At 50.0% G+C, this 18,846-nt stretch carries 20 protein-coding genes and 1 other annotated feature; of the genes, 7 read left to right on the top strand and 13 right to left on the bottom strand.

The annotated features are described in order from the left end of the window. Window positions 1-50: 50 nt before the first annotated feature. The 3 genes from adk to ACXAGC_RS19620 all read left to right on the top strand — a co-directional run bounded on the left by adk (window position 51) and on the right by ACXAGC_RS19620 (window position 2,359). Window positions 51-695, top strand: a complete 645-nt coding sequence (gene adk, locus ACXAGC_RS19630) for an adenylate kinase (RefSeq protein WP_303575456.1) — start codon at window positions 51-53, stop codon at window positions 693-695. Window positions 696-826: 131 nt separating this feature from the next. Next, window positions 827-1,222: an MAPEG family protein gene (locus tag ACXAGC_RS19625; protein WP_474846555.1), complete on the top strand. Its 396-nt coding sequence runs from the start codon at window positions 827-829 to the stop codon at window positions 1,220-1,222. 3 nt (window positions 1,223-1,225) lie between these two features. Beyond that, window positions 1,226-2,359 carry an alanine racemase gene (locus ACXAGC_RS19620; protein ID WP_474846553.1) on the top strand — a complete coding sequence of 378 codons (1,134 nt, stop codon included), beginning with the start codon at window positions 1,226-1,228 and terminating at the stop codon, window positions 2,357-2,359. 4 nt (window positions 2,360-2,363) lie between these two features. Here ACXAGC_RS19620 and ACXAGC_RS19615 read toward each other — a convergent pair whose 3' ends face one another. After that, window positions 2,364-3,215 (bottom strand): SDR family oxidoreductase, encoded by an 852-nt coding sequence (locus ACXAGC_RS19615; protein ID WP_474846551.1) that lies wholly within the window; start codon window positions 3,213-3,215, stop codon window positions 2,364-2,366. Window positions 3,216-3,328: 113 nt separating this feature from the next. Here ACXAGC_RS19615 and ACXAGC_RS19610 point away from each other — a divergent pair, with 113 nt between their 5' ends. Beyond that, the gene (locus tag ACXAGC_RS19610; protein ID WP_474846549.1) at window positions 3,329-4,225 is read left to right on the top strand and encodes a LysR family transcriptional regulator; all 897 of its coding nucleotides are present in this window, start codon (window positions 3,329-3,331) and stop codon (window positions 4,223-4,225) included. Window positions 4,226-4,286: 61 nt separating this feature from the next. Here ACXAGC_RS19610 and ACXAGC_RS19605 read toward each other — a convergent pair whose 3' ends face one another. From ACXAGC_RS19605 to lepB, 3 genes are all read right to left on the bottom strand, one after another. Next, complete coding sequence (locus tag ACXAGC_RS19605; RefSeq protein ID WP_474846547.1) at window positions 4,287-4,742, bottom strand: Hsp20 family protein; 456 nt, start codon at window positions 4,740-4,742, stop codon at window positions 4,287-4,289. A gap of 139 nt (window positions 4,743-4,881) precedes the next feature. Next, a complete protein-coding gene (locus tag ACXAGC_RS19600; RefSeq protein ID WP_474846545.1) occupies window positions 4,882-5,331 on the bottom strand; it encodes an Hsp20 family protein in 450 nt (149 codons plus the stop codon). Window positions 5,332-5,483: 152 nt separating this feature from the next. After that, a complete protein-coding gene (gene lepB / locus ACXAGC_RS19595) occupies window positions 5,484-6,131 on the bottom strand; it encodes a signal peptidase I (protein WP_474846543.1) in 648 nt (215 codons plus the stop codon). 180 nt (window positions 6,132-6,311) lie between these two features. On the opposite strand from lepB, the gene ACXAGC_RS19590 reads away from it, so the two are divergent. After that, the gene (locus ACXAGC_RS19590) at window positions 6,312-7,058 is read left to right on the top strand and encodes a substrate-binding periplasmic protein (RefSeq protein ID WP_474846541.1); all 747 of its coding nucleotides are present in this window, start codon (window positions 6,312-6,314) and stop codon (window positions 7,056-7,058) included. On the opposite strand, the gene hisIE is transcribed toward ACXAGC_RS19590, so the two are convergent. The 8 genes from hisIE to hisG are packed head-to-tail and all read right to left on the bottom strand — an operon-like array spanning window position 7,024 to window position 14,124. Further along, window positions 7,024-7,644 (bottom strand): bifunctional phosphoribosyl-AMP cyclohydrolase/phosphoribosyl-ATP diphosphatase HisIE, encoded by a 621-nt coding sequence (gene hisIE / locus ACXAGC_RS19585; protein ID WP_303575440.1) that lies wholly within the window; start codon window positions 7,642-7,644, stop codon window positions 7,024-7,026. The two genes, ACXAGC_RS19590 and hisIE, sit on opposite strands and share 35 nt — an antisense overlap. A gap of 11 nt (window positions 7,645-7,655) precedes the next feature. Next, entirely contained in the window at window positions 7,656-8,441 is a 786-nt protein-coding gene (gene hisF, locus ACXAGC_RS19580) for an imidazole glycerol phosphate synthase subunit HisF (protein WP_474846539.1), read from the bottom strand. Further along, window positions 8,423-9,160 (bottom strand): 1-(5-phosphoribosyl)-5-[(5-phosphoribosylamino)methylideneamino]imidazole-4-carboxamide isomerase, encoded by a 738-nt coding sequence (gene hisA / locus ACXAGC_RS19575; protein ID WP_474846537.1) that lies wholly within the window; start codon window positions 9,158-9,160, stop codon window positions 8,423-8,425. Before hisA ends, hisF begins: the two co-directional genes overlap by 19 nt. Continuing rightward, entirely contained in the window at window positions 9,160-9,762 is a 603-nt protein-coding gene (gene hisH / locus ACXAGC_RS19570; protein WP_474846535.1) for an imidazole glycerol phosphate synthase subunit HisH, read from the bottom strand. The genes hisA and hisH overlap by 1 nt, the downstream gene beginning before the upstream one ends. Continuing rightward, window positions 9,762-10,832: a bifunctional histidinol-phosphatase/imidazoleglycerol-phosphate dehydratase HisB gene (gene hisB / locus ACXAGC_RS19565; protein WP_474846533.1), complete on the bottom strand. Its 1,071-nt coding sequence runs from the start codon at window positions 10,830-10,832 to the stop codon at window positions 9,762-9,764. The genes hisH and hisB overlap by 1 nt, the downstream gene beginning before the upstream one ends. Next, window positions 10,829-11,911, bottom strand: coding sequence for a histidinol-phosphate transaminase (hisC, locus tag ACXAGC_RS19560; protein WP_474846531.1), 1,083 nt, complete (start codon window positions 11,909-11,911; stop codon window positions 10,829-10,831). Before hisC ends, hisB begins: the two co-directional genes overlap by 4 nt. Further along, entirely contained in the window at window positions 11,908-13,215 is a 1,308-nt protein-coding gene (gene hisD, locus ACXAGC_RS19555) for a histidinol dehydrogenase (RefSeq protein WP_474846529.1), read from the bottom strand. Before hisD ends, hisC begins: the two co-directional genes overlap by 4 nt. Before the next feature lie 6 nt (window positions 13,216-13,221). Continuing rightward, window positions 13,222-14,124: an ATP phosphoribosyltransferase gene (gene hisG, locus ACXAGC_RS19550; protein WP_119501875.1), complete on the bottom strand. Its 903-nt coding sequence runs from the start codon at window positions 14,122-14,124 to the stop codon at window positions 13,222-13,224. Between the two features lie 46 nt (window positions 14,125-14,170). After that, window positions 14,171-14,287: a sequence feature (His leader region), on the bottom strand. Window positions 14,288-14,521: 234 nt separating this feature from the next. On the opposite strand from hisG, the gene ACXAGC_RS19545 reads away from it, so the two are divergent. Then, window positions 14,522-14,845 (top strand): hypothetical protein, encoded by a 324-nt coding sequence (locus ACXAGC_RS19545; RefSeq protein WP_474846526.1) that lies wholly within the window; start codon window positions 14,522-14,524, stop codon window positions 14,843-14,845. A gap of 109 nt (window positions 14,846-14,954) precedes the next feature. Beyond that, window positions 14,955-17,672: a M16 family metallopeptidase gene (locus ACXAGC_RS19540; protein ID WP_474846524.1), complete on the top strand. Its 2,718-nt coding sequence runs from the start codon at window positions 14,955-14,957 to the stop codon at window positions 17,670-17,672. 151 nt (window positions 17,673-17,823) lie between these two features. On the opposite strand, the gene arsB is transcribed toward ACXAGC_RS19540, so the two are convergent. Further along, the gene (arsB, locus tag ACXAGC_RS19535) at window positions 17,824-18,840 is read right to left on the bottom strand and encodes an ACR3 family arsenite efflux transporter (RefSeq protein WP_474846522.1); all 1,017 of its coding nucleotides are present in this window, start codon (window positions 18,838-18,840) and stop codon (window positions 17,824-17,826) included. Window positions 18,841-18,846: the final 6 nt, after the last annotated feature.

Below are 18,846 nucleotides of genomic sequence, written 5' to 3'. Positions count from 1 at the left end.
TTAGTGTGTAAAGTGCCCAACAGTTGAGAAAATAAAGCGGAGAGCGCAAAATGCGAATCATTCTTCTGGGCGCACCGGGCGCCGGTAAGGGAACTCAGGCACAATTTCTGATGGGGAAATACGGTATTCCTCAAATCTCTACTGGTGACATGTTGCGTTCGGCCATCAAGGCCGGCACTGAACTTGGTCTTGCGGCCAAGCGTGTAATGGACGAAGGTAAACTGGTGTCTGATGACATCATTATTGGTCTGGTTAAAGAGCGTATTGCCCAGGACGACTGCAAGCAAGGTTTCCTGCTTGACGGTTTTCCCCGTACCATTCCTCAGGCTGATGCAATGAAAGAAGCAGGCGTATCTGTAGATCATTGTATTGAGTTTGATGTACCTGATGATGTTATCGTTGAGCGTATGGGCGGCCGTCGTGTACACCCTGCCTCAGGTCGTGTTTATCACGTTGTTTACAATCCACCGAAAGTGGAAGGTAAAGATGATGAAACCGGTGAAGAACTGATCATCCGTGATGACGACAAAGAAGAAACAGTACGTAAGCGTTTAGGCGTGTACCACGAGCAAACTAAGCCTCTGGTCAACTACTACTCTGCAGAAGCTGAAGCCGGAAACTGCCAGTACCACAAGCTGGACGGCACCAAACCGGTAGAGCAGGTCAGCAAAGAGCTGGCTGAGCTTCTCGGTTAAAAATTCTTACTAAAGGCCGCATCAAGCGGCCTTTTTTTATACTTCACTGTCAAAGCGGGTAAAAGGCTTTGCCAGCGTGCCGCTTAATTGCCAGAATAGACACCAATAACCCATTATTAAACCTGACGATTATGAGTTTCCCGATTACTGCGTTTTACGCAAGTCTGTTAGCCTTGTGTTATATCTACCTGTCATTCGCCGTTATTAATGTCCGCCGCAGCGTCCGGATCGGTGTTGGTGACGGAGGCAATGATGAACTTACCCGTGCCATTCGTGTACACGGCAATTTCAGCGAATATGTGCCAATCACTCTTATTCTGCTGGCGTGCCTGGAAAGCTTGCATCCCCAGCACTGGGTATTGCACGCGGGTGGCTGCGCTATATTATTTGGCCGCATTCTCCATGCTTACGGCTTACGTCACAGTGAAGGAACAAGCTGGCAACGTTTATCAGGGATGCTCCTGACGTTCTTGTCTATGCTGTTTCTTGCCTGCTCGAACTTGTTTATGATCCACTACCTGATTTAGTTTATGTCTGCGTTATTATCTGATTTTTCTGCTCTGGTGACCCCGGTCTGCCTCATTGACGACAATAAGTTGCGGGCGAACAGCGAACGCATGCAGGAGAAATGTCGCCGGGACGGCGTGACACTGCGGCCTCATGTTAAAACACTGAAGAGCCGTGAAGCTGCGGAAATTTATGCGCCGCGGCCCGGGCCTGTCACCGTTTCCACACTGGAAGAAGCCCGCTATTTTGCGCAGGCCGGTTACAAAGATATTCTGTATGCGGTGGGTATAACGCCGAATAAATTCTCTGCTGTTAATCAGCTTTTGGAACGTGGTGTCGACCTGATTGTTGTCGTTGATAATGAAGCGGCAGTGGAGGCGCTGGTAAAAGCCCGTCGTACTTTTATTGTGCCGCTGCGGGTGATGATAGAACTGGATGTTGATGATCACCGTGCCGGCGCCGGGCCTGAGAGCATGCAATTGATTTCTATGGCTGAGCAGTTGCACAACACTGCGCATATCCGTTTTTCCGGCGTGATGGCCCATGCAGGTGCATCTTACGGGTGTAATACGCCCGGGGCGCAATATGCCATGGCAGAACAGGAATGCAGCCGTACGGTGCTGGCGGCGAACAGACTCAAAGCTGCGGGATTACCTGCTGACATCATTTCTGTGGGATCCACGCCAACAGCGTTGTCTGATTATAAGCCCGGAGGCGTTACCGAGATCCGCGCCGGCGTGTACGCAACGTTTGATCTGGTGATGGCCGGTCTGGGAGTTTGTTCAGTATCTGACATTGCAATGAGTGTGTTGACGACAGTCATTGGTCATCAGATGAAGAAGAATCAGGTACTGGTGGATGCAGGCTGGATGGGGCTGTCCCGGGATAAAGGCTCTGACTCCCACGGATTTGGTCTGGTTGCTGATGCCGGGGGTAATATACTGGATGGCTGGTATGTCAGTCAGACAAACCAGGAACACGGTATCATTGAGCATAAAGATGGTTTACCGGTACCGGATCAAGGTTTCGGATTCGGCCGTCAACTCCGGATCCTGCCAAACCATGCCTGCGCGACCGCGGGTCAGTACCGGCGCTACCACGTTACCCGTGACAACCGCACCATCAGCGCTATCTGGCATAGTGCTGACGGCTGGTGACACGTTACAGTGACTGCTTAATTACTTCAATAAGAGAAGGCGTCGCTCTTCCCAACAGACGGTGTAATTCATCGCTTGAGCCGGAAAGGTCGCCATCTTTTGCATGATGCTCTGAATCTGCAAGCATATGAGCAAAACCTTCCGGCAGACCGGCAACATCCTGCAGGAATTGTTTGTAACCTTCATAATTCATGGATTCAAAATAAACGGGCTTACCGGTTACAGCGCTGACAGCGTCTGCATATCCCTGCAGAGTAAACGAAGCATCACCGGCCAGCTCATACACGTTTCCTTTGTGCGCAGAGACATCTGTCAGCACATTCGCTGCTGCCTCTGCATAATCATTGCGGGTCGCTGAATCAATGCGGCCATAACCGGCCGTGCCAGCCAGCACGCCGGCGTCAAGAACAGCCTGTAGACCCTGCGTGTAGTTCTCTGTGTACCAGCCGTTCCGTAAAATCACGTAATCCATGCCGGAAGTCTGAATGCGTTGCTCTGTGGCTTTGTGCTCTTCTGCCAGCATCAGAGATGAAGTGTCTGCCCGTAACAAGCTTGAATACACCAGGGTTTTCACACCGGCGCGTCTAGCCGCATCGATTACATTGGCATGTTGTTCAATACGCTGTCCGATTTCACTGCCTGAAATGAGAAACAGTGTCGTGATACCGGTTAATGCATCTGTCAGCGTGTCAGGTTTACTGTAGTCGAAGTGCCGGGAGGCAATATCAGCAAACATAGCTTGCGACTTGCCGGGGTCCCTGACCAGCGTTATAAAAGAGTCTGCGGATTTTTTCGTCAGCAGGTGTTTAATTGTCAATTGACCTAACTGACCTGTTGCACCGGTAATTCCAATCATGATTATTCTCCTGTTAATACTTTTTTGCCGTGCCGTATTGGACGGATGGCTAGATTATGGTGCTTTGTCGTTGCTATGATAAGCGGGACAAAATTGAATGTAGTGTTCTGAAAATGAGTACAATAGATTTTGCCTATCTCAGGCATCTGGCAATATTTTGTGTGGTGGCAGAGCAGGGGAGTTTTGCTGCTGCAGCCAGAGTGTTGCATACCAGCCGTTCGAGAGTCAGTGAGCAGGTTGCAGATCTGGAAACTGCTCTGGGCAGCAGGCTGCTTCAGCGTTCAACCAGAAAATTAATGCTGACAGAGGAAGGCCAGCGTGTTTTCAGCCGTGCAACTATCCTGCAGGAAGTACTTGAAGATATAGACAGCATTACGAATATCCCTGTTCCTGCCGGCCGCGTCGCTATAACCATGAATCATGATATTGCCCACAAGTTTGTGCTGCCTGCACTGGATGGGTTCATCCGGCAGTTTCCTGAGGTTCAGATTGACTTTGTACTGGATGACGAGCGGGTTGATTTAATCTCAGAGAAAATTGATCTGGCAATCAGGATTGGATTACCCCGCGATGCCTCGCTGATTGCCAGGGTACTTCATGAGGAGACATTTGCGATATTTGCGCAGCCTGCAATGCTGGACAGACTTGGTGAACCGGAGAGCCTCGACGCATTGGAAGCATTGCCCTGGGTGTTGCTGGATTTACCTCACTGGCACAATAATGTGCGGTTGCAAAGTAAAGACAGCAGCAGAACCATAACACCTTCCAGATATTACAGAAGTAACTCGCCCCATTTGATCCACAAGATGGCGGCTATGGGAACGGGAGTGGCCTTACTGTTGCCATCTACGGTGAAAGAAGAAACAAAGCGGGGAGAGCTGGTTCAGATATTGCCCGGGTGGCATGGGGAACGCACGGCTTTCTCACTGGTGTATCCGTCGCGGAAAAACTTACCGCAGCGCACACGGGTGCTGATTGACTACTTTGTGTCTGCCAATATATTCAAATAAAAAAACGGCACCGGGAGCTGGTGCCGTTTTTTATGTTTAATTGCAGTAAAACCCCTCCGGATTATTCACCGGTGCTTTTGTGCTCAAGGGCCGCAGAGCCGATAGCGATCTGTTTAGGCTTTTTAGCTTCAGGGATAACTCTTTCCAGATCGACACTCAGCAAACCATTTTCGAGATTTGCGCTTAATACGTTTACATGATCACCAAGCTGAAATTTGCGTTCAAAATTGCGCTCTGAAATACCTTTGTGAAGGAATTTACGCGATGACTCTTTGTCATCAGCAGCCTTGCTGCCTGTCACAGTCAGCGTATTTTCCTGTACTTCAATACTGATTTCGCTTTCTGCAAATCCGGCTACTGCCATTGCGATGCGATATTTATTTTCCTCCAGCAATTCAATGTTATACGGAGGAAAAGCGCTCTGATTTTCAAACCGTGTAGCATTATCAATGAATGAAGCCAGACGGTCTGAGCCGATAAATGAACGGTAAAGTGGTGATAAATCAATAGTTCTCATAGTCATATCCTTCCAATTAAGCAATATGTAAATGCAGAGCCCCGTATCCGGCGACTCAGGTTATTCCGTGCCTGCACCTGCAGGCACGAAAAATAAAATCGTTAGTTAAATGAGGTCTGTGTATGCAGACCAGAATGGCTTACCCGTGGCTGGCCGGTGTATTGCCGATTTCGATGCGACGTGGCTTCTTCGCCTCAGGCACAACACGCTCAAGGTCAATATGTAACAGGCCGTGCTGCATATCTGCGCCGGTCACTTTTACATGATCACCGAGCTGGAATTTACGCTCAAAGCTGCGTTCTGAAATTCCTTTGTGCAGGTATTGTTTTTTGCCGGCTTCGTCATTTTCAGCAGGGGCTTTTTTGCCTGTTACCGTTAATGTGTTGTCTTCGGAGACAATGTTAACTTCTTCAGTTGTAAATCCGGCAATCGCCATGGACACACGATATTTATCGTCGCCAAGCAATTCAATATTATAAGGGGGATAAGCAGTCTGACTCTCAGAACGTGATGCTGCATCTACAAGTGATGCCAAACGGTCAGAACCAATGAAAGAACGGTAAAGTGGAGATAGATCGATAGTACGCATAGTCATATCCTTTTTATAAAGCAATATGTTTAAAAAGTTCGCCCCGACATTGCGGCGGCGGTTCTGTCGGCCTTGCTATCAAGCGCTGACAATTACTATGTAGGTGCTAAAAAAACCTTTTCAACACCTCAATGCAAAAAAATTTAAATTTTTTATTCAAGAGCCTGAAATGTGCGTGCAAGCCTGGGCATATAAGCGTTTTCGTTATCTAATGAATAGGCGATGTGCGACGCTTTGCCGATGATTTCATCCACAGGAATAAAGCCATGCACTCTGGAATCGGCCGAGTTATTACGGTTATCGCCCAGTACCAGCACGTGATCTTCCGGAACAGTCACCGTATGAAATGAGGACAGTGGTGAGCCATTCTTATCCAGATGGATCTGATGAAGCACTTTACCCAATAGCTCCTGCTGATCTTCATCATCGCCGGAATACAATAAGGGCTGATTGTTCAGATACAAGATGTTATTGCGCATGGCAATTCTGTCACCGGGTAAGCCCACAACACGTTTAATCAGACGATTGTCTGCTGCCTTACTGTCGAACACAATAATATCTCCGCGGGCAGGGGAGCCTGTTTCAGTCAGACTGATGTCAGTGAACGGCACTTTGATTTCATAGGCCAGCTTATTCACAAAAATGCGATCGCCAACCTGAATGGTAGGTTCCATTGAACCGGAAGGGATGTAATACCAGTCTGCCACACCGGCACGCACAAACAACATCAGGCCGATAAATATAAAAAAGGATTGATTGTCTTTCCAAATTCGCTTCAGCGCGGTTCGCTTGTCTTTCATAGTCGTCCTCTGATCGTTGAAGATATTGCTGGTCTGAATGTCAGAGCTGTTGTCCGGAGAAATAGTTCATCCACAGATGTAACAAGGTATGAAAACGGGAGGAATCGGTCGGGTGTCATTTTTATTGATGATAAAGCATGATATCGTACGTTTTATAATCACTTTTGGTACGGTTCAGGGATGCGTATCTCTTTTGTATTACTCTTGTTTTTGATTATCAGCCACCCTCTGCCTGCTCAAAGTGCAGTTCTGCAGGTGGTGACAGAGTCATCGCCTCCTTATCACTACCTCAATAAATATGGCAGGGTAGACGGCGAGACCACGCACAAAGTACAGGCTATCCTTGAAGCCGCCGGGGTAAAGGGAGAGTTTGCGTTATATCCCTGGGCCAGAAGTATCATCATGGCAGAACGTCAGGCCGGCACACTTATCTATTCCATTGCACGGACACCGGAGCGTGAAAAACAGTTTCACTGGCTGGCTGAAGTGTCGGCTTTTCATCTTGCCGTTGTTGGCCTCAAAAGCCAGCCCGTTGCAAACGGGGAACTTAAACAGGGTTATCTCACCAACTATACATTTGCCGTGCAACGGGACGACATCAGCTATCACTGGCTACAGCAACAGGGGTTCAGGGAAGGTCAGAACATGCTGGTATGCGCAGATATTCAGTGCTCGTGGGATTATCTGTTGAGGGGAATGGTCGATTTTATTATCGAAGATCCTGCTCTTATTTCGGCGACGGCGAAGAAATTAAACGTGGACGGGGAGCAGCTCAATCCGGTAATAGATATTCCCGAGCTAGCCGTGACCGGCTATCTGGCCGCCAGTAAAGACACGGATCCCGCTGTTGTGTCGCAACTCAAAGAAGCGGCACAACAGCTGGGCATGGGGATTACTTCTGGTGACGGGCGCGTAGCACCGCAATAACATCTTTCATTGACATGTCGCTGGCCTGCAGCAGCACTGTCAGGTGATAAAGCAAGTCAGCCGCTTCGTTCTTCAGTTCTTCTTTATCCTGCACCGTTGCAGCAAGTGCAGTTTCCACGCCTTCTTCACCTACTTTCTGAGCGATGCGTTTAATGCCTTTGCTGTACAGTGAAGCGGTGTAACTGGACTCAGGGTCTGCATACTTACGCTCTGCCAGAACCCGTTCCAAATCACCCAGGAACGTATAAGCCGGCGCCTGATTATCGAACCAGCAGCTTTCTGTGCCGGTGTGGCAGGTCGGGCCTTTAGGACGGGCCAGAATAAGCAGGCTGTCGTTATCGCAATCGCTACCCACTTCAACCAGGTTCAGAACGTTGCCAGACTCTTCGCCCTTCATCCACAAACGCTGTTTGGAGCGGCTGAAAAAGGTGACTTTTTTCGAGTCCAGTGTGACTTCCAGCGCTTCCGGGTTCATATAACCCTGCATCAGTACTTTGCCGGTTACTGCATCCTGTACGATAGCCGGAAGCAGGTTATCCATTTTATCCCACGCCAACTGCGTCAGATTGTCTTTAGTAATAATCATTAAATTGTTCCTTAACGGCCGTGACGGATACACATGGGAATAGCCTGTGAAGCCAACGTATCTTTCAGTTCGTGCATATCAATGATGCCTTTGTGGAAGACTGACGCTGCCAGTGCGCCGTCGACGTCTGCCTTCTTGAATACATCAGTGAAGTGCTCGATAGCACCGGCACCACCCGAGGCGATAAGGGGCACGTTACACACGTCGCGCACAGCTTTCAGTTGTTCGATGTCATAACCTTTACGCACGCCGTCCTGATTCATACAGTTCAGTACGATTTCACCGGCACCACGTGACTGCACTTCTTTTATCCAGTCGATGGTGTGCCACTGAGTTTGCTGAGTGCGGCTTTCGTCACCGGTAAACTTGTACACGTCGTAACGACCGTTGGCTACGTTGTAGAAGCTGTCGATACCAATGACCACGCACTGCTGACCATAAATGTCGTGCAGTTCGTTAATGAGGTCCGGATTAGAAAGCGCAGGGGAGTTAATAGAAATCTTGTCCGCGCCCATTTCTAAAATGCGTCCTGCGTCTTCTACCGATTTAATACCACCGGCAACGCAGAACGGAATGTCGATGACCTGAGCAATACGGCTCACCCAGCTTTTATCGACAACCCGTTGATCAGACGACGCGGTAATATCATAAAACACCAGTTCGTCGGCACCGGCTTTGGCATACTGTTCTGCCAGTGGCACAATGTCGCCAATGATTTCGTGGTTGCGGAACTGAACGCCTTTCACCACCTTACCATCGCGTACGTCGAGACAGGGAATTATCCGTTTTGCCAACATGCAATAGCCTCCTCAACGGTAAATTTACCTTCCAGCAGGGCGCGGCCTAAAATCACGCCGCCTACATTGGCAGGACGCAGGGCACGAATGTCATCCAGGCCGCCAATGCCGCCGGAAGCTTGCCAGCTCACTTGCGGGAATTGGGCACATACGTCGGTGTATAAATCTACGTTGCTGCCTTGCAGGGTGCCGTCACGGCTGATATCAGTGCACAGCACGTGTTTCACGCCCACTTCCTGAAAATCTTTCAATAAGCCTTCCAGCGCCACGCCGGAGTCTTCCTGCCAGCCGTGGGTGGCAATCATTCGTTCACCGGCGTCGTTGATGTTTACATCCAGCGCCAGCACAATTTTCTCTGCGCCGTATTTCTGCATCCAGCCTTTCACCAGTTCAGGCTGCTTTACTGCCAGAGAACCGATGACTACACGGCTTACACCAGAATCTAACAGTTGGGCCACGTCTTCTTCGCTGCGAATACCGCCGCCAGCCTGAAACTTCATGCGTTGGGTATCGACCATTTTGCGGATAAGCGTAAGCTGTCGCTTGCTGGTGTCTTTGGCTCCGGTAAGGTCAACGATGTGTAGCCACTGCGCACCCTGATCGGCATAGTCATGTACCACGTCTACCGGATCTTTCTGGTATTGGGTTTTCTGGTTGTAGTCGCCCTGGAATAGACGCACCACGGCGCCGTCGATTAAATCAATTGCTGGAATAATCATTACATTTCCACAAAATTAGTCAGAAGTTGTGCGCCGGCTTCGCCGCTACGCTCGGGGTGAAACTGCACGCCGAAGAAGTTGTTGCTGTGCAGGGCGGCAGAGAACGTTTGGCCGTATTCACAGGTGGCCAGGGTTTTATCGTAAACCGGCACCGCAAAGCTGTGCACAAAATAGAAATAGGTATCTGCCGGAATGCCTTTGAACAGCGTGTTGCCCTCAAGCGGCGTTACCGTGTTCCAGCCCATGTGAGGCAGGCGTAAATCACCCGCTTGCAGGCGGGCAACATGACCTGGCATCAGGCCTAAACAGTCAATCTGCCCACTGCTGGTTTCATCCGAAGTTCCCACCATTAGCTGCATACCCAGACACACGCCGAGCACCGGTTGTTCCAGTGAACGAATGGTGTCGGAAAGGTTCTTGCCGTTAATGCTGCGCATGGCGGCATAGGCACTGCCAACGCCGGGCAGAAACACTTTGTCAGCGGCTTTAATAATGTCGAAATCATCAGACACATCCACCGTCACGCCCAGGCGCTCAAGGGCAAATTTAACCGATGAAATGTTCGCACAGCCGGTGTTAACAATAACAATCTTCTGCGCCATTACAGAGCTCCTTTACTGCTCGGCAAGGTATCGCCCTGACGGGTAATGGCCTGACGTAATGCACGGCCAAATACTTTGAACAGGCTCTCTACCTGGTGGTGCGCGTTACCTTCGCTGGTGGACAGGTGCAGGGACAGGCCCATGCTCTGCGCCAGTGAATAGAAAAAGTGCGGTACCATTTCGGTGGCCATTTCGCCAACCTGATCGCGGCTGAACTCGGCATCCATTTTCAGGTAAGGGCGGTTGGAAATATCCATGATGCACTCAGCACGACACTCATCCATAGGCAGTGCAAAGCCAAAGCGACCAATGCCGCGTTTATCACCCAGCGCTTTTTTCAGCGCGTCGCCAAGGGCCAGTGCCGTGTCTTCTACGCTGTGGTGGTCGTCGATGTGCAGATCGCCGTCCACCGACACCTGCATTTCAAAACCGCCGTGGGTGGCAATCTGATCCAGCATGTGGTCGAAGAAGCCCATCCCGGTGTGGATTTGTGATTTTGCCGTCGAGTCTAAATCAACCCGCACACGGATATCGGTTTCTGAGGTTTTACGCACTACCTCGGCAATTCGGGAAGACGCCAGCAGGGCTTTCTCAATGTCTTTCCAGTTGTTGGTTTCCGGATTGTACTGGAACGATTTGATGCCCATGTTTTCGGCCAACTGCACATCAGTGATGCGATCGCCAATCACGAAGGAGCGTGTGAAATCGATGCGGCCCTGTTGCAGGTAGTCTTTAACCAGCCCGAGGTTAGGCTTGCGGCAAGCACAATTTTCGTGGTCGAAGTGCGGACAAATCAGCACATCATCAAACGTGACGCCCTGAGATTCGAAAATCGCCATCATCGCATTGTGCGGCTTGTCGAAATCTTCCTGCGGGAAGCTGTCAGTGCCTAAACCGTCCTGATTCGACACCATCACCAGTGAGAAACCGGCAGCTTTTAATTTTAGTAAAACAGGAATAACGTTTGGCTCAAATACCAGCTTTTCCAGGCTGTCTAATTGCTTATCTACGGGCGGCTCTTCAACCAGCGTACCGTCTCGATCGATAAATAAAATAGCTTGCTGACTCACTTGGAAGCTCCTGTCTGGGAAAAATAATCATTAATCAGCTGTAGCAGGCGGTCGTCCTGCTCCGGGCTGCCGATGGTGACACGCAGGCAGTTTTCCAGGTTCAGCTGTTTGGACTGGTCGCGAATAAGCATGCCGCGCTCAACCAGGTATACCATCAGTGCTTTGCAGCGCGCGTAACGGAACAGCACATAGTTGGCTTTGGTGTCGCCCACCATTTCGAATTCTTCAAACGCATTCAGTGCTTCTGTGAGACGGGCTTTCTCTGCGTTGAGAATGTCCACCTGCGCTTGCAGGCGGCCAATGTTTTCTTCACTTAACGCCTCTGCAGCAATCTGCGCCACCGGATCCGGAATAGGATAGGGTGCAATTACTTTCATCAGCGCGGCAATCACAGCGTCATTGGCAATGGTGAAACCGCAGCGCAGACCCGCCAGCGCAAAGGCTTTGGACAGGGTTCGCAGAATAACCAGATTCGGGTAATCTGCCAGCTTGTTCGCCCAGGTGTTCTCTGCGTCAAACTCGATATAGGCTTCATCTACAACCACCAGCGCTTTATCGGTGAAGTGGCGAAGTACGGTGTCTAAATCCTGTTTGGCGACTTGTGTACCGGTAGGATTATTCGGCGCACAGATAAACACCACATTGACGTCGTCATTGCTGCAAATGCCTTCCACATCCAGATTGAAGTCGGCTTTCAGTGGCACTTTTTTCACGCCAATATCGCAGGTCTCTGCACTGATGGCGTACATGCCATAGGTTGGCGGACAGATCAGAATACTGTCTTTACCCGGCGTACAGAAGGTGCGGATGAGCAGTTCTATGCCTTCGTCAGCACCACGGGTCACCATCAAATGGCTTTTCGCAACACCAGCGTAAGCTGCGTAACCGTTAATCACGCCGTCGGGCTGACAGGACGGATAACGGTTAAAGTGGCTGCTGTCCACGTCGTAGTGGTTAGCAAATGGTGATTCGTTGGCATTAAGCCAGTCCTGACCACCGGCGTAAAGACGGCGCGCCGACTCATACGGTTTCAGCGGGATCAGGTTATCATTAATCAGTTGGTCGACCAGACTGCTCATTGGTCATTCCCCTTTTCAAGCTCTGCCATACGCAGTGCAACGGCCTGCTCGTGGGCATCGAGCCCTTCAGCACTGGCAAGCTTCATAATGGCTGGTCCAAGATTACGCATGCCGTCGGCAGACAGTTCCTGCACGGTGAAACGACGCATAAAATCAAGCAGACCTAAACTGGAATAGTTACGTGCATAGCCGTAGGTTGGCAGCACGTGGTTGGTACCCGAAGCGTAATCGCCTGCAGATTCCGGTGACCACTGGCCAACGAAAATAGAACCGGCGTATTTAATGTCGATGAGCAATTCGCGGGCGTTGTCAGTTTGCACAATTAAGTGCTCCGGCGCGTACGCGTTGCTTACCTGCACCGCTTCGGCTACCGAGCCAGTCAGAATATAACGGGCATTTTCCATGGCCTGAGAAGCAATGCTGTTGCGCGACAGTTTCGCCAGTTGAGCTTCTACCTGCGCTTTAGTGGCTTCAATAAGCGCTTCACTGTCTGAAACCAGAATGGCCTGGGAATCCGGACCGTGTTCTGCCTGCGACAATAAATCCGAGGCCACAAACGCCGCGTTAGCATTGCCATCTGCCAGCACCAGCACTTCTGAAGGGCCGGCCGGCATATCGATAGCGGCACCGTCGGCGCGCTGACTGACTTGCTGTTTGGCTTCTGTCACAAAGCTGTTGCCGGGGCCAAAGATCTTGTCCACTTTAGCAATACTTTCGGTACCGAACGCCATGGCGGCTATGGCTTGGGCTCCGCCACACAGATAAATTTCTTCAATGCCACACAGTGAAGCCGCAAGAGCGATTTCCGGGGCGATTTCACCGGCCTGGTTGGGTGGTGTGCACAGCACTTTGCGTTCGCATCCGGCAACCAGCGCCGGTACGCCCAGCATCATCACGGTCGACGGTAGCGGCGCACTGCCGCCGGGTATATAAAGACCGACAGCATCCAGCGCGGTAAAACGTTGCTCGCATACTACGCCCGGCGTAGTCGTCAGGGTGATATCCTGAGGTTTCTGCGCTTCGTGGAATTGTTTCACGTTGTTGAACGCAACCAGCAGGGCGTCTTTAACGTCAGCAGATACCCGTGCTGCCAGTTCGTCCCGCTTTGCAACAGAAAGGGGCAGGCTGTTCAGTGAAGTACAGTCGAATTTACGGGTGTATTCCAGCACCGCTGCATCGCCCTGTTGGCGTATCGCAGCGAGTATGTCTGCAACGGTCACCCGCAGACTGTCTGAGTTTTTCATAACCGGCCGGGCGAGGGCTTCTGTCTGCCCGGCAGGTGTAAGTGAGGACCAGTTGATCATGGCAGATTAACCCATCATTTTTTCAATTGGCATAACCAGAATAGAACGACAACCTAAGGATTTAAGCTTTTCCATGGTTTCCCAGAATAAGTCTTCAGGGCTGACCACGTGTACCGCTACCGCATCATCAGAACCGGCAAGAGGCAGTACGGTAGGGTTCTCAGCACCGGGCAGCAAACTTTTTACCTGCTCCAGGTAGGCTTTCGGCGCGTGCAGCATAATGTATTTACTTTCTTTGGCCTGAATGACGCCATCGATACGGGGCACAAGACGATTTACCAGAGCTTGTTTCTGTTCTGAAAGCGCACCGTCAGCACGTTGGATCAGTACTGCTTTTGAACGGAAAATAACGTCTTCTTCAACAAGACCGTTAGCTTCCAGTGTGGCACCGGTTGAAACCAGGTCACAAATCGCATCGGCCACACCGGCGCGGGGAGCAACTTCTACTGAGCCGGTCAGCATCACAGCGCGGGCATTGATATTATTTTCTTTGAAATAACGCTCAAGCAGGTAAGGGTAGGTCGTTGCTACTTTTTTACCTTCCAGTGACTGAATACCTTCGTATTTCATCTCCTGCGGTACCGCAATAGACAAACGGCAACCACCGTAATCCAGACGACGCAATACTTCAAAATCAGACGCTTTGCCGGCCGCCTGACGTTCCAGCATTTTCTCTTCTAATTCGTTTTCGCCGATAAAACCCAGGTCGACAATGCCGTCCATGACCAGACCCGGAATATCGTCGTCACGTACGCGCAGTAAATCGATAGGCTCATTAGTGGAATGGGCGATGAGAAGGCGGTCACGGATGTATAATTTAATACCAATCGCTTTTAGCAGCGCGATGCTGTCATCGCTGAGACGGCCTGATTTCTGAACTGCAATACGCAGACGTTTGCTGTCACCCATGTGAACATTCCTCTTTGTGTGAACCTGATTTGAAGCTGCTTAAACGAAAAACCCCCGGAAGTTTCCTTCCGGGGGTCGAGAATTTTTTATCTGCGCCACTGGAAGGAACAATAGACCTTCCAGCACGAACCTGAAAGGTTATGCTTTATGATGGTGGTGATGGTTAGCAGCGCAATTAAACATGTAAAATTCGTTTCCAATCTTTTTGACGCGGCAAACAGTAGCTAATTGAGTGATCTAAATCAACCCCAAAAAGCCATAATAAGGGAATTATTATACTAAATGTTTGGTCATAAGTTATATCTTACTGTTCGAAACGGGTTAAAACCTGCGACTGTGAAATAAATGTCATCAAAAATGCGAATAATCGCGTGTTTTTATTTACGTGGAGGTGAGGGTGAGCAACGACCTTATTTTTCCTATTCTGCCGAGAGAGGGCAAGGTGCCGGTTAAACCGGATGACCGCGTAAAGAAAGTCAGTAAGGAAGCGGAAACCAAAGGCCTTGGTGAAGATGAGCGTTATGAGCACGACGAGGAGCGTCGTGTGGCTGAAAAGCAACAACGTGACAGCGGGCATCATCAGGATAATAAAGCGGAGCAACAAGCTGAAAATGCTAAAGAAAATCAGGGGGGCAGTTCCGGACATAAGGCAGACAACAGTCAGGAGCCCTCTTCAGACAATAAAGACAGTAAAATAAAGCATTTAGATATCTATATCTGATCCAATTTTGTCTGGTGTTCCGGTAAATATCCGCTAGTATGAAAATTAACCTGTAGGGCTTGCGCCGGTGATACAGGACAACTAACAATAAATACTACGGACAGATATTATGAAGAAATCACTGCTGCTGATTGCGATGGCAATTACGCATACCTGCCTGAATGCTGCGTCTTTAAACGTTGACGATCTGGCTATCCCTCATACCCGTTATCAACTGGACAATGGCCTGACGTTACTGGTCCACGAAGATCACAAAGCGCCTATTGTCGCGGTCTCTGTTTGGTATAACGTGGGGTCTAAAGATGAGAAACCCGGTAAAACCGGCTTCGCTCACCTGTTTGAACACCTTATGTTTAACGGCTCGGAAAACTACGACGGCGAATACTTCAAGCCCTTCGACCAGGTCGGCGCCACCGATATGAACGGTACCACCTGGTTTGACCGCACCAACTACTTCCAGAATGTCCCGTCTACCGCCGTCGATCTTGCGTTGTGGATGGAATCTGATCGCATGGGGCATCTGCTTGGTGCCATCACACAGGAAAAGCTGGATAACCAGCGTGGCGTGGTACAGAACGAAAAACGTCAGGGCGACAACACGCCTTACCGTAAAGCTGAATACAGTTTGCTGGAGGGGATTTTTCCTGAAGGACACCCGTATCGCTGGAGTACCATCGGCTCCATGGAAGATTTGAATGCGGCCAGTCTGGATGATGTAAAAGCCTGGTTTGAGCAGTACTACGGTGCTGCCAATACTGTCATTGTCCTCGCCGGTGACATTACGCCCGAAGTGGCAAAGCAGAAAGTGGAGCATTACTTTGGTGATATTCCTCCCGGACCGCCTTTAAAACGTCTGAAATCCTATGTGCCGGTTAAAGACTCCAACAGCTATGAGGAATTGTTCGACAAAGTGGCGGCTGAACGCATCTACCGGGTCTGGCCGGTAGCCGGAAGGGTAGATGATGATACTGAAGCACTGAATTTGCTGGCCAAAGTGATGGGAGAAGGCAAAACCTCACGCCTGTATCAGCGCCTGGTGGAAAAAGAAAAGCTGGCAACCGGTATTGATGCGTATTTAGAAGAGCATACGCTGGCAAGTATCTTTACCCTCGAAGTGACGCTCGGTGCAAATGCTGATGAAGATAAAGTGTCTGCGATTATTGATGAAGAAGTTGCTGCACTGGTTGCCACACCGGTAAATAAGCAGGAACTGGAAGGTGCGCGGATGCGCACGCTTTCCCGCACTATACGCGGTATGGAGAAGATTGGTGGCTTTGGCGGAAAGGCTAACGTTCTGGCAGAAGGCGAGTTATATGCCGGCGATTCAGACCACTATATGAAAAGCCTGAAACGCTATTCAGAGGCCACACCAAAGCAGCTCAATACCGTCGCTAAAAAATGGCTCGATCTTCCTTATCATCAGTTGATTGTCCGCCCGTTTCCGAATTATGCAGCAAGTACAGAAGGCGCTGACCGCTCTGCATTACCGGAGGTGACAGACATGCCCGCGCTGTCGTTCCCTGAGGCAGAGGAATTTACCCTGGATAACGGGTTACCGGTCTATTTTGTTAAGCGGGATGCCGTGCCTGATGTTTCTCTGCGTATCGTGTTCGACAGTGGTTATGCTGCCGACGCGTATGGCTATCCATTGGGTTCATCATCAATGACCATGCGCATGCTGGAAGAGGGCTCCGGTAAAATTGATGGTGAAGCTTACAAAACGAAAATGGACATGCTGGGCGCTGCCAGCTATTTTGGAGGCTCGCTGGACAGTTCTTATGCACATTTACAATCCCTTACCGCGAACTTAAAACCTGCATTGTCACTTTTCAGCAGCGTGGTAAAAAATCCGGCCATGCGGGAAAGCGATCTGGAAAAACTGAAGCCGATCTGGTTGTCGGATATTGCCCAGGAAAAATCTCAGCCGGTACAACTGGCGTTCCGGGAATTGCCGCCTTTGCTGTATGGAAAAGATCATCCATACGGTATGCCGCTGACGGGTTCCGGCACCAATGAATCAGTCAGTGAAATTTCCACCAAAATACTCAAAAACTTCCATAGCACCTGGATACGACCTGACAATGCGACAATCATTGTAGTGGGTGATATCGAAAAATCAGCTCTCCAATCCATGCTGAATGATAGTCTGGGTGAATGGAAAGTAAGTGGCCAATCCGGAGAAAAGCGCATTGCTGATGTACCCCAAGTGAAAGGCCGTACGTTCTACCTGGCCAACCGTCCTGATTCTCCCCAGTCGCTTATACTGGCCGGTAAACTCATCCCGCCTGTATCAGATAAAAACACGCTGGCAATCGAAACGGCTAATGCCATAGTAGGCGGTAAATTTACCGCCCGCCTGAATATGAATTTGCGGGAAGATAAAGGCTGGGCTTACGGTGCACGCAGCCTTGCGATGACAACACTGGGGCAGCGTCCGTGGTTTGTGTACGCGCCGGTACAGAGTGACAAAACCGTCGAATCGGTTAACGAAATAGACCGCGAGATGAAAGAATACAATGGTGATAATCCGGCAACGGAAACGGAACTGACCGAAACCGTTACGACTGAAATCCGTAAGTTACCGGGCTTATTTGAAACAAACGGTAGTGTGCTGTCAGAAATTGAGTCCAGTCTGAAAGAGGGTAAGCCGCTCAACTATCCTATGTTATTACAGCAGGAGTATGACAAGCTCACCCTGGAAGACGTGAGGGCCCAGTCCGGTTTGTTCACTACGGATAATGTCATTTATCTGATTGTGGGCGACGCTGCACTTTACAAGGACGAACTGGAGACAATGGGTAAAGTGGTGATGCTGGAAATAGAGTAAGCCCCCGTCCGGCAACAAACCAGTGGTGCCCCGGAAGCGCTATGAACGTAAACGCTCCGAACGTTAGCGCTCTGAATTAAAAACGAAAGGCCCGCTCTGTAAAGAGCGGGCCTTTTTATTATTCACAATAGCGGGTAGCGCCACGTATTAGTTAGTTAAACCAGTGCCGCGTTCTGTTTGCAAAACCTACCAACGACAGCATCACAGGCACCTCTACCAGCACGCCGACTACAGTAGCCAGTGCGGCTCCCGAGTGGAGACCAAACAAAGAAATTGCCACGGCAACAGCCAGTTCAAAGAAGTTTGACGTGCCTATCATGCATGCCGGGGCGGCAACATCGTGGGGCAATCCCATGCGCTTAGCCAGCCAGTAAGCCAGAAAGAAAATGCCGTAGGTCTGAATAAGCAGCGGTATGGCAATTAATACAATGGCCTGCGGATCTGCAATGATAGTTTCAGACTGAAAGCCGAATAGCAGTACAACGGTAGCCAGCAACCCGATAATTGACCAGGGCTTCATGGTGGCAATAAATTGTGTCAGGCGCTGGTGCTTGTCCTTACTGTCCAGTACTTTCCGTGTAATCACACCGGCCACAAGAGGGATCACAACGTACAGCACGACAGATAACAGCAACGTGTTCCAGGGAACAGTAATATCGGTAACGCCCAGCAGAAATGCCGCTAACGGCGCAAAGGCGAAAATCATGATGATATCGTTCACGGACACCTGCACGAGGGTATAGTTGGCATCACCCTTTGTGAGCTGACTCCATACAAACACCATGGCGGTGCAGGGGGCCACACCCAATAAGATCATACCGGCTATGTATTCGCCCGCTGTTTGCGCGTCGACCCAGTCTGCAAAGATGCCGTTAAAGAACAGCCAGCCCAGAAAAGCCATGGAAAAAGGCTTAAGCAACCAGTTGATGATAAGGGTCAGAACCAGGCCTTTGGGTTTCTTTCCTACATCTTTAACTGAGGTGAAATCTACCTGTACCATCATCGGGTAAATCATCAGCCAGATAAGTACGGCGATAACCAGATTAACATGTGCATATTCAAGCCCTGCTACAGTAGCAAACAAGTCCGGAAACAAACTGCCTGCAAGCAAGCCTGTAACAATCGCAAGTGCAACCCAGACCGAGAGGAAGCGTTCAAATAATCCCATGGTTCA

This window comes from Alteromonas sp. AWJ4_197 (assembly GCF_056160285.1).
Note: the sequence above shows the minus strand (reverse complement) of the source record. Positions and strands in the feature narration are given on the sequence as shown.